The organism is Diaminobutyricimonas sp. LJ205, from assembly GCF_009755725.1.
GTDB lineage: Bacteria > Actinomycetota > Actinomycetes > Actinomycetales > Microbacteriaceae > Ruicaihuangia.
Genome location: NZ_CP046619.1, coordinates 1,628,684 through 1,644,492, shown reverse-complemented (window position 1 = coordinate 1,644,492; position 15,809 = coordinate 1,628,684). Strand labels below are relative to the sequence as shown.

Here is a 15,809-nt window from a genome sequence, read left to right as displayed (position 1 = left end):
GTCAAGGAAAGGGGATCCACATGGACGCCACTGCTCTGACATGGCTCATCGTCGGCATCGTTGTTGTCGCCATCATCGTTGTAGTTGTCATCGTCGTGATGCGGCAACGGAGCGGAGCTCGAACCGAAGCCGACCGCAGGAAGGCTGAGGAACTGCGTGCACGTGCGCAGGAGACCGAGCTGGATGCCAAGAGCCGCGAGGCCGATGCTGCGACGCGCGCGGCAGAAGCGCAGCGTGCCCAGGCAGCGGCACAGCAAGCGCAGGTCGATGCCGAACGTCTCGAGCGTGAGGCCGCCGAACGCCAGTCAGCTGCCGAAGGCATCCGCAACGACGCCGCCGAGCACTACCGGCAGGCGGACAAGGTCGACCCGGATGTGGACTTCGACGGCAAGCGCGGGGAGGCCGCCGGCCGTCACGCCGGCGACACCCACTACGACGCGGATGACCCTCGGCGCGACGCCGACGACACCCGCCGCGGCACCGACCCGGATATCGCCGCACGACCGGTCGACAACCCGGACGCCCCGCGCACCTGACCGCCGGTCACCGATGTCGTGACCAGACGGCACACTTGAGGATGTGCACATCATTCTGAGCAAGACGCCAGACGGCATCCTGCTCAGCAGCATCGACAGCGCGGCCGAAGTGACGCATCGCGAAACCGTCACTCCGGCCGCGCTTCCGGCTGTGGTGCGGGAGCGCGAGCACGAGCGTCCGCGGTGGGTGTGGTCGCACACGGCCCTCTGGTATCCGCCGCTGCTCGCCAGTGGAGTCACGGTCGAACGCTGCGTCGACCTGCGGCTGTCACACGTGATCCTCCGGGGCAGCGAACTCACCGCCGACAGCGAGATCGCGCAATCGGCGGCCTCGGGCTGGGACGAATCGGCCGCGCCCCTGAGCGACCCCGGCCTGTTCGAGCTCGAACCCTCGCAGGAACTCGAGCCCGTCGCCGAGTTCCAACTCCAGCAACGTGCGATCGCGGCCGCACCGGCCAAGCTGCGGCTGCTGCTCGCAGCGGAATCCGCCGGCGCGTTGATCGCCGCGGAAATGACGTTCGCCGGGCTGCCGTGGGATGCCGAGCAGCACGACCGGATCCTCGCCGAATTGCTCGGACCACGCCCGATCTCCGGATACCGTCCGGCGAAACTCGAGGCCAAGCTCGCCGAGGTGCGTGACGCTCTCGGGGTGACCGAGCTGAACCCGGACTCGCCCGGCGAACTGCTGAAGGCGCTGCGCTCGGCGGGCCTGCTGGTCGACAGCACCCGGTCGTGGGATCTGCAGAGGATCGATCACCCGGCGATCCCACCGCTCCTCGAATTCAAGAAGCTGTCCCGGTTGCACAGCGCCAACGGCTGGCACTGGCTGGACAGCTGGGTCGCCGATGGCAGGTTCCGGCCGACCTATGTTCCTGGCGGTGTGGTTACCGGCCGCTGGGCCTCCGATGGCGGGGGCGCGTTGCAGTTGCCGCACCAGGTGCGCGACGCGGTGCGCGCCGATCCGGGCTGGAAGCTCGTGGTTGCCGACGCCGCCCAGTTGGAGCCGCGCATCCTCGCGGCGATGTCCGGTGATCGGGCGATGGCGAAGGCAGGCCGCGGGGTCGACCTTTACGCGGGGATGGTCGCGTCTGGGGCTGTGGAGACCAGGGACCAGGCCAAGGTCGGGATGCTCGGCGCCATGTACGGCGGCACGACGGGGGAGAGCGGACGGGTGTTGCCTCGGCTGGCGCGCGCCTTCCCGCAGGCGATCGGACTGGTCGAGCGCGCCGCTCGGGCCGGAGAACGCGGTGAAATGGTCTCGACCTGGCTAGGCCGTAGTTCACCGCAGCCGGGACCTGAGTGGCGCCTCGCTCAAAGCGACGCATCGACCGCCGACGCCTCGGCGGCGGCACAGTCCCGGGCTCGCAGCGAAGCGCGCAGCTGGGGCCGGTTCACCCGCAACTTCGTGGTCCAGGGAACCGCAGCCGAATGGGCGCTCAGCTGGATGGCGGGGCTGCGGATGCGGCTTCGCACGCTCAGTCCCGGTCGGCTCACCAGCGGACCGCACCTGGTCTTCTTCCTGCACGACGAAGTGATCGTGCACACGCCCGCGGAGCTGGCCGCGGACGTCGCCCAGGCGGTGGAGGAAGCGGCGCACGACGCCGGACGGCTGCTCTTCGGCGACATCCCGGTCGATTTCCGTGTCATCGTCGCGACGGTCGACTCCTACGCCGACGCCAAGTAGCGGATCAGGCGGCGACGGGACTCTTGCGTCGACCGCGCTTCGGGCGGTCAGTGCGGATGCCCCATGCTCGCGCCGGCGGCAGTTCATCCAGCCAGCGCAGAGCGGCCTCGGCCAGCAGCCGCGTCGCCGAGGCTCGTGGCCCCTCCGCGGCGGCCGCGCGGGTCAGCCAGGTGCGCCGGATCGAGGCCACCAGGGGAGCGCAATCCCGGCCAGGAAGCGAGCGCGAAACGAGCAACTGCTCGATCATGTCGTTCCAGTGCGCGCCGGTCGCCTCGGTCAGCCAGTGCTCGGCCTCGGCGACTCCCGACTCGGTCAACTCATACAGCGGCAACCCATCGGCGCTCACGCCCGCGCTGCGGACGAGTCCGTCCCGGCGCAGCCGATCGAGGGTGGAGTACACCTGGCCCGCGTTCAACGGCTTCTCGCGTCCGGACCGTTCGACCACCTCTCCATGCAGCTGATAGCCGTAGGCAGGCCCCAGCGTGAGCACAGCGAGCATCGCATGACGGGTCGACATGTGCTGACTCTAACCGGTAGTCATTCTCAGGTTTATGGAATGACACGCTTGTCATTAGGCCGAGTCATCCGCAATAATGCTGAAAGCAACGCTCACACTGCATTCACCTAGGTCGATGGGGAAGTCGCACCTAACGAATGGAGTGGAAAGTGGCTGCTGCAACCGCACGCGGAGTGATCTACGTTCACTCCGCTCCTCGCGCGCTCTGCCCCCACGTCGAGTGGGCAGCAGGTCGCGCTCTTGGTCGTGCCGTGAACTTCGACTGGATCGACCAGCCCGCGCTCAAGGGCGCCCAGCGCAGCGAGTTCTATTGGGAGGGCGAACGCGGCACCGGCGCGCGGCTCGCTTCTGCCCTGCGCGGCTGGGAACACCTCCGTTACGAGGTGACCGAGGACGCCGGACTCGGCACCGACGGCGGCCGATGGATGCACACTCCCGATCTGGGCGTCTTCTTCGCCCAGACGGACACGGCCGGCAACACGGTGATTCCGGAAGATCGCGTGCGCTACGCGATGGAGGTCGCCGGGTCGAATGCGCTTGAACTGCACCGCGAACTACGGCTGGCCCTCGGCCAGGCGTGGGATGACGAACTGGAACCCTTCCGCTACGCGGGCGAGGGCAGCCAGGTGGTGTGGCTTCACAAGGTGGGGTGACGCAACACCCGGTACCCATGCTGTCGATCGGGTCGATCGCACGGGTACCGTCAGCTGGTCGAGCTTGTCGAGAGGGGTCTCGGCAAGCTCGACCAGCCGCTACTTAGTAGCTGCGGAACGCTGCGACGGCGTTGTGGCCGCCGAAACCGAACGAGTTGCTGATCGCGAGCAGGTCTCGGTCTCCGAGGGCACGCGGCGAGGTCACCACGTCGAGCGGGATCTCGGGGTCCTGGTCAGTCAGGTTGATCGTCGGGGGAGCGGTGCGCTCGTGCAGGGCGAGGATCGTGAAGATCGCCTCGAGCGCTCCGGTTCCACCGAGCAGGTGCCCGGTCGACGCCTTGGTCGCCGACACCGCGATGTTGTCCAGGTGGTCGCCGAAGATGCGACGCATCGCGTTGTACTCGGCGATGTCACCGACCGGCGTCGAGGTCGCGTGCGCGTTCACGTGCAGCACGTCGGTGACGGATGCCCCGGCCTGCTCGATCGCGGCCAGCATGGCGCGGGCGGCGGCGGAGCCCTCCGGGTCGGGAGCAGTGATGTGGTACGAGTCCGCGGTCACCGCGCCGCCGGCCAGTTCCGCGTAGATGCGGGCTCCGCGAGCGAGCGCGTGCTCCTCGGTCTCGAGCACGATCGCGCCTGCGCCCTCACCGAGCACGAAGCCATCGCGGCCCGAGTCATAGGGGCGGGAAGCCGCGGCCGGGTCGTCGTTCCGCTTGGACAGTGCCTGCATGGCGGCGAAGGCGGCGATCGGCAGCGGATGCGTGACCGCTTCGGTGCCGCCGGCGATGACCACGTCGGCCAACCCCTGCTGCAGGTGGTCGTAGGCGTTCACGATCGCCTCGGTGCTCGACGCGCACGCCGACACCACGGTGCGGGCGTAGGCACGCGAGGGGATGTTCATGCTGATTGCCGCCGCGGCGCCATTCGGCATGAGCATCGGGATCGTCATCGGCAGGACCCGGCGCGGGCCCTTCTCCTTGAGAGTGTCGTACGCGTCGAGCAGCGTCCACAGACCGCCGATGCCAGTCGAGTAGTCGACGCCGACTCGCAGCGGATCGAGGTCGGGGGCTCCGGCATCCGCCCATGCCTCGCGCGCGGCGATCAGGGCGAACTGGCTCGACTGGTCAAGCCGCTTCAGCTCGTGGCGTTCGAGCACGTCGGCGGCGGGAACCTTGGCCTGACCGGCGATGCGCACGGGCAGGTCGAACTCGGCGACCCAGTCCTGTTCCAGCGCGGTGATGCCGGATTCTTTGGCCAGCAGGGCGTTCCAACTGCCGCGGGCCGTCCCACCGAGGGGGGTCGTCGCGCCGATTCCGGTAACGACGATCTTTTTGGTTGTCATACGGGGATGTCTCCGATGGTCACAAGGGGAGCAAGAAAGACCTCCGCTGGTCGAGCATGTCGAGAGGTCGCGTCTCTCGAGAGATCAATCTTGTCGAGACCCGGTCTCGACAAGCTCGACCAGCGGCGGGGTTAGGCTCAGGCCTGGGCGTTGACGATGAAGCTGACGGCGTCGCCGACGGTCTTCAGGTTCTTGACCTCTTCGTCTGGGATCTTCACGTCGAACTTCTCTTCAGCGTTGACGACAATGGTCATCATTGAGATCGAGTCGATGTCCAGATCATCGGTGAACGACTTGTCCAGCTCGACCGTTTCGGTCGCGATGCCAGTTTCGTCGTTGACAAGCTCCGCCAGGCCGGCGAGAACTTCTTCGGTGGACAATGCCATTGTTATCTCCTAGGGGGTGTGTCGTTGTGACCGTGAGCCAGTTTACGGAAGAACCACTACCTGGGCGCCGAACACGAGCCCTGCGCCGAAGCCGATCTGCAAGGCGAGTCCGCCGCTGAGTTCCGGGTGCTCCTTGAGTAACCGGTGCGTGGCGAGCGGGATGGAGGCCGCCGACGTGTTGCCGGTGGTCTCGATGTCACGGGCGATCGCAACGTGCTCGGGCAGCTTCAGCTGCTTCGCGAACTCGTCGATGATGCGCATGTTGGCCTGGTGTGGGATGAAGGCTGCGAGGTCATCCGAGGTGATTCCTGCCACGTCCAGGGCCTGCTTCGCAACCTTTGCCATGTCCCAGACCGCCCAGCGGAAGACGGTCTGGCCCTCCTGGCGGAGCGTCGGCCAGTTGGCGTTGCCGTCGCGGTAGTCGACGAGGGTGGCGTTCATCGTCACCGCGTGTGCCTTTGAGCCGTCCGAGCCCCACACGGGCGCGGCGATGCCGGGGAAGTCGCTCGGGCCGATCACCGCGGCGCCGGCACCGTCGCCCAGCAGGAACGAGATCGACCGATCGGTCGGGTCGACGATATCGGAAAGCTTCTCCGCGCCGATCACAAGCGCGTAGTGCGCGGCGCCGCTGCGGATCAGCGCGTCAGCCTGGGTGACGGCGTAGCTGAAACCGGCGCATGCGGCGTTCGAGTCGTATGCCGCGGCCGGGTTTGCGCCCACGTTGTCGGCGACGACGGCCGCCATCGACGGGGTCTGCATCACGTTGCTGACGGTAGCGACGATAACGAGATCGATCTGCTCGGGGGCGATCCCGGACCCCGCGATCGCCTCCTTACCCGCCTCCGTCGCCAGATCGACGGCAAGGATGCCCTCCGAAGCACGGGTTCGGGTGATGATGCCGGTTCGCTGCCGGATCCACTCGTCGCTCGAGTCGATCGGGCCGATCAAATCCTCGTTCGGCACGCTCAGGTCACCGCGCGCGGCGCCGTAGCTGTAGATGCGCGTGAACTCGGTTCCGCGAGACGGGGTGAGGGTGGCAGTGGTGTTCATACGCTCAATCATTCGTTGTCGATCAGTTCAAAGGCGGCGGGCAGATCCTCGGGGGTCGTCACGGCAACGGCGGGAACGCCGCGCAACCCGCGCTTCGCGAGACCGGTGAGGGCGCCGGCCGGAGCCAGCTCGATGATGCCGGTGACGCCGTTCTCGGCGAGGGTCGCCATCGTGAGGTCCCAGCGCACCGGCGACGACACCTGGCCGACCAGGAGCTCGAGGAAGTCAGCCCCGGATGTCACCGCTGAACCGTCCCGGTTGCTCCAGATCGGCAGGGTTGGGTCGTTCACCTCGACGGTCGCAGCGACCTGCCGCAGGTGGTTGACCGCCGGGGCCATGTAGCGAGTGTGGAAGGCGCCGGCGACCTGTAGCGGGATCACGCGGGCCTTCGCCGGCGGGTTGTCGGCGAGCTGCTGCAGCGCCGACCGCTCACCGGCGACAACGATCTGGCCGCCGCCGTTGAAGTTGGCCGGCTGCAGCCCGAGCGTCTCGAGCGTGGCGAGCAGTTCGGTCTCGTCGGCGCCGATCACGGCACTCATGCCGGTGGGAACCTGGGCGGCGGCATCCGCCATCGCCGATCCGCGCTCGCGCACGAAGCGCATGGCGGCGGCCTCGGATAGGATCCCGGCGCCGGCCGCGGCGGTGATCTCACCGACCGAGTGGCCGGCGATGCCGCCGACTCGCTGCCGACGGCCGTCGTCGAACAGGGCGGTCAGCGTGAGCAGGCCAGCCGCGACGATGAGCGGCTGCGCGACGGCGGTGTCACGGATCGTGTCGGCGTCGGACACGGTCCCGTGCGCAACGAGGTCGATGCCGACCGAGTCGGAGATCCGTTGCAGCTGGTCGCGGAATCGTTCTTCGGTCAACCACGGATCCAGGAATCCGGGGCTCTGGGAGCCCTGTCCGGGCGCTACAACAACAATCACTGATCCAGTCTCCCAATCTCGTCGTGCACGGCTGGTGTAGACAATCGCAGAAGAATCCGCGAAAGCTTTGTATATCCCGTTCCCGTCAGCGGCGTTTCGGGTTTTCAGGTTCGGCGATCGAGCCGATGATGAGCGCCGACTGCAGGATCAGCGCCTCGCGGGCGCCGGTGGCATCCCAGCCGATCACCTCGCTGATCCGCTTCAGCCGGTAGCGCACGGTGTTCGGGTGCACGAACAGTTCCCTGGCGGTGGCTTCGAGGGATCGGCCGTTGTCGAGGTAGCACCAGAGCGTGCCGAGCAGTTCGGTGGAGTGGTTCTTCAGCGGCCGGTACACCCGGTTGATCAGGGTCGACCGGGCGATCGGGTCGCCCGCGAACGCGCGCTCCGGCAGCAGGTCGTCGGCGAGGGTCGGACGCGGAGCGTTGCGCCAGGCGCGGGCCACCGCGAAGCCGGCGAGGGCGGCTTTGGCGCTGCGGGAGGCGTCGACGAGGCTTTCCACTTCCGGGCCGAGCACCAGGTGGCCGTCGCCGAAGCCGGGCTCCAGCTGGCTGGCGATCTCGAGGAACGGCAGCGGCGGGGTGGAATCCTCGGACTTTTCGATTGCGGCCTGCGACCGGGCGCGGCCGATCACCAGGACCAGTCGGTTGCCCTGCACTCCGATCAGCAGGTCGGCTTCCAGATGCCGCGCGGTGCGGCGCAGCTGGTCGACGTCGAGCATGCGCGGCGCAGTGCCGACCAGCACGCACACCTCGCCATGCCCGTTCCAGCCGAGGGCGGCGATCCGGCTCGGCAGCTCATTGTCGTACTCGCCCGAGAGGATGGAGTCGACGACGAGCGCCTCGAGGCGGGCATCCCACAGTCCGCGCGCTTCGGCGGCGCGAGCGTAGACATCCGCCGCCGCGAAGGCGATCTCCCGTGAATACAGCAGGATCGCTTCGCGCAGGTCGTCGTTGCCGCCCTTGACCCGGTCCTCGACCAGTTCCACCGTCACCCGGATCAGCTGCAGCGTCTGCTGCAGGCTGACCGAGCGCAGCAACTCCCGGGGCGCGGCCCCGAAGACGTCCGCGGCGATCCACGGGGTCGACTTCGGGTCCTCGTACCAGGCGATGAACGAGCTGATGCCGGCCTGAGCGACCAGACCGACTGCGGAGCGCCGCCCTGGCGGCATGTCGCCGTACCAGGGCAGCGTCTCCTCGAGCCGCTTGATCGTCGCCGTGGCGAGTTCGCCCGACACGGCGCGCAACCAGGTGAGGGTCTCCTGCTTCGTTCGGGGGGCGGCCACGTCGGCTAGCTCTCGCCCCCGGCAACTCCGGTGGTTCCGGCGGTGACGTCGTGCAGGCGGTACTTCTCGATGGCCTGGGCGATCAGCGCGCGGTCGACCTTGCCCTGCTTCGCGAGTGACTGCAGGGTACGAACCACCAGCGACGGTCCGTCGATCTTGAAGAACCGGCGCGCGGCCGCGCGGGTGTCCGAGAAGCCGAAACCATCAGCGCCCAGGGTCGCGAAGTCGCCTGGCACGAACTGACGGATTTGGTCGGGCACCGCGTGCATGAAGTCGGACACCGCGACGAACGGGCCCTCGGCGCCCGTGAGCTTCTGGGTGACGTATGGCACCCGCGGCTCCTCGGTCGGGTTGAGGAAGTTGTACTCGTCGGCGGCGAGGCCGTCGCGGCGCAGCTCGGTCCAGGAGGTCACGCTCCAGACATCCGCCGAGACGTTCCAGTCCTCGGCGAGCAGCGCCTGCGCCTCGAGCGCCCACGGCACGGCAACGCCCGACGCCAGCAGCTGAGCCTTCGGTCCGTTCGCCGTGCCCTGGTTCAGCTGGTAGATACCGCGCAGCACGCCGTCGACATCGAGGTTCTCCGGCTCGGCGGGCTGCACCATCGGCTCGTTGTACACGGTGATGTAGTACATGACGTTCGGATCCGCGTGGTTGCCGCCGTACATCCGGTCCAGGCCGGCGCGCACGATGTGCCCGAGCTCGTAGCCGTACGCAGGGTCGTAGCTGACCACGGCTGGGTTGGTCGACGCGAGCAGGTGCGAGTGGCCGTCAGCGTGCTGCAGGCCTTCACCGGTGAGCGTCGTGCGGCCGGCGGTGGCGCCGATGATGAACCCACGGGCCATCTGGTCGCCTGCCGCCCACATCGCGTCGCCGGTGCGCTGGAAGCCGAACATCGAGTAGAAGACGTAGACCGGGATCAGCGGTTCGCCGTGGGTGGCGTACGAGGTGCCCACCGCGGTGAACGAGGCGAAGGCGCCCGCTTCGTTGATGCCGACGTGGATGATCTGGCCCTGCGGGCTCTCCTTGTACGCCAGCAGCAGCTCGCGGTCGACGGAGGTGTAGTGCTGCCCGTTCGGGTTGTAGATCTTCGCGGTCGGGAAGTACGCGTCCATACCGAAGGTGCGAGCCTCGTCCGGGATGATCGGCACGATCCGGTGGCCGAAGTCCTTCGAGCGCAGCAGGTCCTTCAGCAGGCGGGCGAACGCCATGGTGGTGGCGACTTCCTGCTTGCCGGAGCCCTTCTTGGCGATCGCGTAGGCGGAGTCATCCGGCAATGACAGCTGCGTGTACTTCGACCGCCGCTCGGGCAGGTAGCCGCCGAGTTCGCGGCGGCGCTCCTGCAGGTACTGAATCGCCTCGTCGTTCTCACCCGGGTGGTAGTAGGGCGGCATGTACGGGTTCTCTTCGAGCTGCGCGTCGGTGATCGGGATGCGCATCTCGTCGCGGAACTGCTTGAGGTTGTCGAGCGTCAGCTTCTTCATCTGGTGCGTCGCGTTGCGACCCTCGAACGACGGGCCGAGGCCGTAGCCCTTCACCGTCTTCGCGAGGATCACGGTCGGCTGGCCGGTGTGCTCGGTCGCCGCCTTGAACGCCGCGTAGACCTTGTTGTAGTCATGGCCGCCGCGCTTCAGGTTCCAGATGTCCTCGTCGGTGTAGTCCTTGACCATCTCGAGGGTGCGCGGGTCGCGGCCGAAGAAGTTCTCGCGCACGTACGCGCCGCTCTCGGCCTTGTAGGTCTGGTAGTCACCGTCAGGGGTGCGGTTCATCAGGTTGACCAGAGCGCCGTCGGTGTCCTGCTTCAGCAGGGCATCCCACTCACGACCCCAGACCACCTTGATGACGTTCCAGCCGGCGCCGCGGAAGAAGCTCTCCAGTTCCTGGATGATCTTGCCGTTGCCGCGGACCGGGCCGTCGAGGCGCTGCAGGTTGCAGTTGATGACGAAGTTGAGGTTGTCGAGACCCTCGTTGGCCGCCCACTGCAGGGCACCCCGGCTCTCGACCTCATCCATCTCGCCGTCACCGAGGAACGCCCAGACCTGGTCGTCGGCGGCATCCTTGATCCCACGGTTGGTGATGTACTTGTTGAGCTGCGCCTGGTAGATCGCGTTGATCGGGCCGAGACCCATCGACACCGTGGGGAACTGCCAGAACTCCGGCATCAGCCGCGGGTGCGGGTAGGAGCTCAGGCCGCTCGCGTGCGACTTCTCCTGGCGGAATCCGTCGAGCTGGTCGGTGGAGAGCCGGCCCTCGAGGAAGGCGCGGGCATACATTCCGGGCGAGGCGTGACCCTGGTAGAAGACCTGGTCGGCGCCGGATGGGTGGTCCTGGCCGCGGAAGAAGTGGTTGTGGCCGACCTCATAGAGGGCAGCAGATGACGCGTAGGTCGAGATGTGGCCACCCACCGAAATGCCGGGCCGCTGTGCCCGGTGAACCGTGATGGCCGCGTTCCAGCGGATCCATTTACGGAAGCGGCGCTCGATCTCCTCGTCGCCGGGGAACTCAGGCTCGTTCTCCGGAGCAATGGTGTTGATGTAGTCCGTCGTTGGAACCATCGGCACGCCGAGTTGAAGTTCCTTGGAGCGCTTGAGCAGGCTGAGCATGATGTCGCGGCCGCGGCCGTGACCCTGCTCGCTGACGACTGCGTCGAGCGACTCCTGCCATTCGGCGGTCTCTTCCGGGTCCGTGTCAGTGTTGTTCACCGAGTACGGGTCCTGGTCGTTTACCGTCACTGTGACCTCTTCCTGGTTGAGGCAGATGCTGCCGGGCCTTTCGCGCAGCCGCGCACGGCCTTACCGATTATCGACTACGCATGGCGAGTCTAGTTGTGACTTTCCTCTCTGCGCGGGCGCGCGTAGGATTGCCGATCGTGCCTCTCGAGATCGATACTCATGCTCCGGACTTCGAACTGCCTAACCAGTTCGGCGAACACATCCGGTTGTCTGACTTCCGTGGCAAGAAGCCCGTTGTCCTCGTCTTCTTCCCCCTTGCCTTCACTGGAATCTGCACGGGGGAGTTGTGCGCGCTGCGCGACAACCTTGCGTTGTTCCAGGAGAAGGGCGTCGAGCTGATTGCGATTTCGGTCGACTCGAAGGCCAGCCTGCGCGCGTTCGCCGAGGCTGAGGGCTACGATTTCACTCTGCTTGCCGACTTCTGGCCGCACGGTGATGTGGCCCGCCAGTTCGGCGTGTTCGTCGATGAGAAGGGCTTCGCCAACCGGGCGACGTTCGTGATCGACACCGAAGGCATCATCCGAGCCCGGTTCATCACCGCGCCTGGGCAGCCTCGCGATATTGAGGCCTACCGTGCGGCGGTGGAGCAGGTCACCCAGACGCAGGTAGCATAGACGCGCCCGCACACGCGGGTGAAGGGCCTTTAGCTCAGCTGGTAGAGCGCCACGTTTACACCGTGGATGTCATCGGTTCGATCCCGGTAGGGCCCACTTCAATAAACCCCTGGTGAGACGGGTTTTATAGTCTGGCGGCCGCGATGCGCGTTCGCTCGAGATTCTGGTTCGTGCCGGTCAGGTGCCGGTGGAACGAAAGCACCCGCAGGGTTTACGTGAGAACTGCGCATGGCGACCTCATGGATCACGCGACAACCCTTTTCGTAGATGCTCGATGGTTTACCGAATGCGGCTCGCACCACATGTTTGTCGGCCCCACGATTTCAGTGAGATGAGCCCGTGCACACGGCCGGGCTCGGTTCGGGAGGCCAGTCAGCTAGGGCGTTCGCGACCGCGTGTTCTCAATGCAGTACGACCAATTCCGCAACGCCCTCAGCAGTTGCGCGCCGCTCGGCCTTTGCATTTATGGTCCCTCGACCGGGCTTCTCAACGGGCGGGTCTTACGGAGATTTGCGTTAGTACACCGTCATGCTGCCATCGGGTCGGCAGTTCGGACGTTCGCCCACGGATGGGGTCACGCAGTCAAGGAACCACGCGACCGGCCCGTTGAGCGTCCGGCTTCCGGAGACGCCGATCACCCGATCACAGCTGCATCCGAACGGCCCGAGGCTCGCGAGCTACGGGTCGTGGTTCGGTGGCGTGAGCGGCAGTGGGCGGTCCCTGCCACATCTCGATGAAACGCGGCAGGCTCTTGCCTCGCTGTGATTCCGAAGACAGAACAGACACCGGTGCTGGCGGTTTCTTCCAGAACTGGACCAAGTGCCGCTCGAGGGGTGGCTCCACTACCTCGTCATAGGCTGCGTCCCGGCCGCTGGCGTGGAGCCGCGCACGGTAGCTGCCCTTCTCATCACCCCGCACAATGGCGAAAACGTGCTACTTGTGGACGACCTCTATAATCCCAACTGTCCGAAGTGTCTGGAGCACGTGGAACCACGCGCGGCTCGGTCAGCGCAACATGCTGATCCTCCTCGAAGACTGAGCCGGACGAAGGTCGAACTTCTTGCGGCCCTGGCGAATCGCAAGGGTGAGCACGGGGGCACAGTCCCATACCGGATGGGCTGCTGAGTCAGCGGCCCTGGCGTGCTGCGCTGAGCTCGGGCCAGTTGGCCGGTTCACGCCGCACAAGCTACCGGATACATCTCTTCGTCTTTTGCCTTGAAAACGCGGCGCAGGCGGCCGCGCTATGTTCGTCTCGTGACGACATGGGGATGGGACTCCGGTAAATCGCTCGGCAGCGGCGGTTTCGGCCAGGTATACGAGGCTTTTGGGCCAGGTGCGGATCAGCTCGCGGCCAAGGTCGTGCCTAAAGCGGAAGGTGCGACGCGCGAGCAGCTCATCGCGCAGGACGCACCCAGCTCGCCCCACGTCGTCCCAATCTTGCATGTCGAGGAGACGCCCGATTCGTTCGTGCTGTACATGCCGCGTGCGGACTACTCACTCCGGCAGAAGATTAACGCGGGCGTTAGTGCAGGCGAGGCGATCGCCATACTCACCGACCTGGCCGAGGCCTTGAATGCCATCGCGCCCGTAGTCGTCCATCGCGACATCAAGCCGGAGAACGTCCTCTATCTCAATGGGACTTGGGCGCTGTGCGACTTCGGAATCGCGCGGTACGCTGACGCGGCGACCGCCGGCGACACGCGAAAGTTCTCCTTCACCGCCGCGTATGCCGCGCCCGAACAATGGCGGTACGAGCACGCGACTGCGGCGACAGATGTCTATGCGTTCGGTGTCATCGCGTACGAGCTGCTCGCTGGTCAGCGTCCATTCAGTGGCTCGTATGACGTTCTACGCGAGCAACATCTGAGCGCCGTGCCGGAGCTCTTGCCCGGCAACCGCAAACTGTCCTGGATTGTGAACGAGTCTCTAAGCAAAGCGCCCGGAGCGCGTCCCGCCGCGGGGAACCTAATCGACCGGCTTCGACGGGCGGGGGCGGAAGCTGCAACACGTGGCGGCAGCGCCCTCGCGGCTGCGCAGTCGGCAGTCCTGCAGGCTCGTGCCACGGAGCAAGCTTCCGTAGAGGCCGCCCGTACGGAACGCGAGCGAAGGGAAAATCTTGCAACGAGCTGCCGCGGTGGCTACGCGGCGCTGATGGAAGAGGTAATCGAGTTCATCTCCGACGGCGCCCCGGCGACCGAGGTATCTCGCTCGCGCGACGGCGGCGCGACGCTCGCGCTGGGGCACGCCCGCCTAATCATCTCCGGACTATCTGACTTTTCCGGCAGCGAGTCGTCGCCGTTCGATGTCGTCGCGTACGGCCAGATCCGGCTGGAGGACAGTCGGCGAACTCGGTCCCGTTCCCACTCGCTCTACTTCGCCGACTTGGAAGTCGAGCACTCATATTCGTGGTTCGAGTTGGGCTTTATGCAGGGTATGGGTCCTGACTTCCATAACGAGCCTCGCGCGGCTCAACCCGGCGAAGGGCTCGGGGCCTTCCAAGGTGTGGTCGGTGGGCTTCAACTCGGGTATGGCGTTGTCCCTCTCGACATCGGGGACCTAGACCGGTTCGTTGACTTTTGGGCGGAGCGTTTTGGTCAGGCCGCGTCCGGCCAGTTCCCGGGGCTATCCCGGCTTCCGGACGGGAACACGAACCGGCCAGAGCGTCGGCGGCGGTAGGCAAGCTCCGGCTGGCCATGTCAGCGTCTTGTCGCTGATGCACGACGGCCACCGCGCAGGCTTGCCATGCAGCGCGGTCCCGGCGAGGGTGCGCGTGGCTCGTAGCGTCAGCAGGCGGTCGCCCGGCACAACGGCGAAAACGTACCTTGGCGCTTCGGGAACGCACCCGCGTCCGCGCGGCAGGCCGTTTCGATATATTGACGCAATAACACAGTGGGGAGTCGTGCCTTGTTCGGAAGTAAGGCAAGAGGCTTGGATATGACGCGGACAACGTCGCGTGAGATCGGCGCGGCGCTTGACCGCGTGGGATTGACCTGGAGTTACGACAACGACGGTGACGTCCGATTTCGAACCCGGTCTGGACAGCAGCCTTGGACCGATCCGGTGTTCTACGAGTTCGACTCGACCTCGACCAACTTCCGGATGCGGGGCCAGTTTCTAGAGGGCCGACGGGTTCCTCAAGGCAACGGCGGGATCAACTGGGAGGTTTCGCTCGATCAGGGTTACCAGCCCACGGCGATCGCGCAGAAGGTCGTGACTGTGTACTTCACACCTCGGCCCGGTGGTGTGCGCTTGCAAATCCATGCGGCGGTCGCCCCTCTGTCTCAGGCGCGCCCCATGCACATCCAGATCATCCCTGGGAGCGACCAGGTTGCCAGGATTGAGCGAAAGTATCCGGTGTTCGTGGGCACCGAGCAAACAGGACCAGACGGGACCAAGCAGCTCTGGATGTCGGGTGCCGTGGCAGGGAAGCAGGTTGATGACGCGGAGTTTCTCGACCTGATCAGCACGCTTTCCTCGGTCGGCTTGGAAATGTTCGATGGCCCGTTCACGGGATGGATGAACGTGAATGGCATCTAGGCCGGGTCAGGCACGCTCGGGCAGGTGAACCACGCAGGCGACGCCTGGGCCGACGTGGGGGTCGCCAGCGGCGCACGGCTGCCCAAACCCAACGTCGGGAGCCCCCAGCCTCGAGCCCATGATGGTCCCAACATCCTTCCGCTCGAAGCTTGCCGACCGGTTGAAGTAGGCGCGTCCTTCCGGGAGCATCAGGGACAGCTCGTGGATGTCTTCCCACTCTGACGCGGGTGCCTCCGGTCTCGCGTCGAGGACCTCGACAGCCAAATCAATGGGACCTGAACATACGCCCGTGGAAACCAACGTTCCACCTCGACGCTAGGCAGCGCCAGTGATCGAATCCGGAACTTTCGTGATTAGTGCGTGGGATCATGTCGTGGACTTCGGCATAGAGCCCTTTCCTCCAGCAGACCCTGTAGCTGCCCTGCAGGCGGCGATGCGCGGCGAGATGCGGGAGTCTGCGCTGGTAGTGCCGTTGCGTGGTTCGATTACCGCATTGGAAAATAGAAAGACGGCGTCCCAGTGCAGAGCAAGCTGCAGACGTATCACATTCCAG

General features: G+C 66.1%; 13 protein-coding genes and 1 tRNA gene. 7 read left to right on the top strand and 7 right to left on the bottom strand.

Annotated elements, in window-relative coordinates:
- Positions 1 to 20: 20 nt before the first annotated feature.
- Together GO591_RS07855 and GO591_RS07850 are read left to right on the top strand one after the other, a co-directional pair.
- Positions 21 to 536 carry a hypothetical protein gene (locus GO591_RS07855; RefSeq protein WP_157156312.1) on the top strand — a complete coding sequence of 172 codons (516 nt, stop codon included), beginning with the start codon at positions 21 to 23 and terminating at the stop codon, positions 534 to 536.
- Between the two features lie 43 nt (positions 537 to 579).
- Entirely contained in the window at positions 580 to 2,220 is a 1,641-nt protein-coding gene (locus GO591_RS07850) for a bifunctional 3'-5' exonuclease/DNA polymerase (RefSeq protein ID WP_157156311.1), read from the top strand.
- Positions 2,221 to 2,224: 4 nt separating this feature from the next.
- On the opposite strand, the gene GO591_RS07845 is transcribed toward GO591_RS07850, so the two are convergent.
- A complete protein-coding gene (locus tag GO591_RS07845; protein ID WP_157156310.1) occupies positions 2,225 to 2,737 on the bottom strand; it encodes a PadR family transcriptional regulator in 513 nt (170 codons plus the stop codon).
- A 137-nt stretch (positions 2,738 to 2,874) separates the two neighbouring features.
- Between GO591_RS07845 and GO591_RS07840 the strand changes: the two genes are divergently transcribed.
- Entirely contained in the window at positions 2,875 to 3,390 is a 516-nt protein-coding gene (locus tag GO591_RS07840; protein WP_157156309.1) for a DUF3145 domain-containing protein, read from the top strand.
- Between the two features lie 103 nt (positions 3,391 to 3,493).
- Here GO591_RS07840 and GO591_RS07835 read toward each other — a convergent pair whose 3' ends face one another.
- From GO591_RS07835 to aceE, 6 genes are all read right to left on the bottom strand, one after another.
- Entirely contained in the window at positions 3,494 to 4,732 is a 1,239-nt protein-coding gene (locus GO591_RS07835) for a beta-ketoacyl-[acyl-carrier-protein] synthase family protein (protein ID WP_157156308.1), read from the bottom strand.
- Between the two features lie 137 nt (positions 4,733 to 4,869).
- On the bottom strand, positions 4,870 to 5,118 hold the full coding sequence (locus tag GO591_RS07830; protein ID WP_157156307.1) for an acyl carrier protein: 249 nt from the start codon (positions 5,116 to 5,118) through the stop codon (positions 4,870 to 4,872).
- 42 nt (positions 5,119 to 5,160) lie between these two features.
- Positions 5,161 to 6,168, bottom strand: a complete 1,008-nt coding sequence (locus tag GO591_RS07825; protein WP_157156306.1) for a beta-ketoacyl-ACP synthase III — start codon at positions 6,166 to 6,168, stop codon at positions 5,161 to 5,163.
- A gap of 8 nt (positions 6,169 to 6,176) precedes the next feature.
- On the bottom strand, positions 6,177 to 7,094 hold the full coding sequence (locus GO591_RS07820; RefSeq protein WP_157156305.1) for an ACP S-malonyltransferase: 918 nt from the start codon (positions 7,092 to 7,094) through the stop codon (positions 6,177 to 6,179).
- 85 nt (positions 7,095 to 7,179) lie between these two features.
- The gene (locus tag GO591_RS07815; protein ID WP_157156304.1) at positions 7,180 to 8,376 is read right to left on the bottom strand and encodes a PucR family transcriptional regulator; all 1,197 of its coding nucleotides are present in this window, start codon (positions 8,374 to 8,376) and stop codon (positions 7,180 to 7,182) included.
- Between the two features lie 5 nt (positions 8,377 to 8,381).
- Positions 8,382 to 11,105 (bottom strand): pyruvate dehydrogenase (acetyl-transferring), homodimeric type, encoded by a 2,724-nt coding sequence (aceE, locus tag GO591_RS07810; RefSeq protein WP_157156303.1) that lies wholly within the window; start codon positions 11,103 to 11,105, stop codon positions 8,382 to 8,384.
- A gap of 137 nt (positions 11,106 to 11,242) precedes the next feature.
- Here aceE and GO591_RS07805 point away from each other — a divergent pair, with 137 nt between their 5' ends.
- The 4 genes from GO591_RS07805 to GO591_RS07790 all read left to right on the top strand — a co-directional run bounded on the left by GO591_RS07805 (position 11,243) and on the right by GO591_RS07790 (position 15,256).
- The gene (locus tag GO591_RS07805; protein ID WP_157156302.1) at positions 11,243 to 11,719 is read left to right on the top strand and encodes a peroxiredoxin; all 477 of its coding nucleotides are present in this window, start codon (positions 11,243 to 11,245) and stop codon (positions 11,717 to 11,719) included.
- Positions 11,720 to 11,742: 23 nt separating this feature from the next.
- Positions 11,743 to 11,815 (top strand) — tRNA-Val (locus GO591_RS07800).
- Positions 11,816 to 12,973: 1,158 nt separating this feature from the next.
- Positions 12,974 to 14,395 carry a serine/threonine-protein kinase gene (locus tag GO591_RS07795; protein ID WP_157156301.1) on the top strand — a complete coding sequence of 474 codons (1,422 nt, stop codon included), beginning with the start codon at positions 12,974 to 12,976 and terminating at the stop codon, positions 14,393 to 14,395.
- 384 nt (positions 14,396 to 14,779) lie between these two features.
- Positions 14,780 to 15,256, top strand: a complete 477-nt coding sequence (locus GO591_RS07790) for a hypothetical protein (RefSeq protein ID WP_157156300.1) — start codon at positions 14,780 to 14,782, stop codon at positions 15,254 to 15,256.
- The last annotated feature ends 553 nt before the right edge of the window (positions 15,257 to 15,809 follow it).